We start from the raw sequence: 893 nt of genomic DNA on the forward strand, positions 1-893 counted from the left end.
GAAAAAAGCACAGCAGCCAGCCGGACCGTTACCTGCAAGCAGCATTTATCAAATGAATTACTTCGAATTAAAATATCAAAGGAAAAAATCAATTGTAGGCAATGGATATAATCAAATTGATTTGCCAGACGGATACAAGTATGATTCAGTGGGTTCAATATGCCAAATTGATAAGGAGAACTATAAAAATTATAACCTCAATATAAAAGAACTGGCCCTCGCTAATGGTGTAAGAAAGACTGACTTTTTATCTCAGGTGTTTATCAACAAAGGACTAGTGCTTAGCGAGAATGCTAAAAATTATCTTTTGGACCTTAAATTACCTGACCATACGGTATTTCCTATTGCTATTTTTGACGGACATCAGCACTCAAATTATTTTTTGCTATACATCTCATTTGATATACTAGATTATACAATATTCGAAGAGTCATCATTTTATACTGTAGATGGACTTAGACAAAAAAGTCAATTTACAATAACAAGTAAAGAGCAATACACTAATTTATCGGAACAGGTAAAGAAGTCCTATGAAGGCTCTCAAAAACTTCATGACAGTCTCGGATTCCCGAGCATTGGTAAATCGAATCAAATAATAGAGCAAGGGCGAAATTCAATTTCTCGATTTGGTTACAGTCAATTGTCTTTGGCAAGCTCTTTAAATTATGATATTGTCTATGATTACAGTTCTATCTATGTTTCAGAACACTTTAAAGACTTAATCACTCATAACGGATTAACTGGTGTGGATTTCGATAAACCAAAAAGAATAAAAATTGCCAGCAGGTAACAATGGCGAGCTGCCATGCTTTGCAAGTGCTCAAAAATACCGACGCTAATAAAGCACAGCAGCCAGCCGGGCCGTTGTGTGTCACCCACCAAATGAAATGAAT

General features: G+C 35.6%; 1 protein-coding gene. It reads left to right on the forward strand.

Translation table 11 applies throughout. The annotated features are described in order from the left end of the window. Nucleotides 1-790 (forward strand): hypothetical protein (locus E1171_RS23305; protein WP_187696127.1); only part of this gene is annotated, 790 nt, incomplete at its 5' end. Nucleotides 791-893 lie beyond the last annotated feature (103 nt).

Source organism: Xanthovirga aplysinae (assembly GCF_009711365.1).
GTDB lineage: Bacteria > Bacteroidota > Bacteroidia > Cytophagales > Cyclobacteriaceae > Xanthovirga > Xanthovirga aplysinae.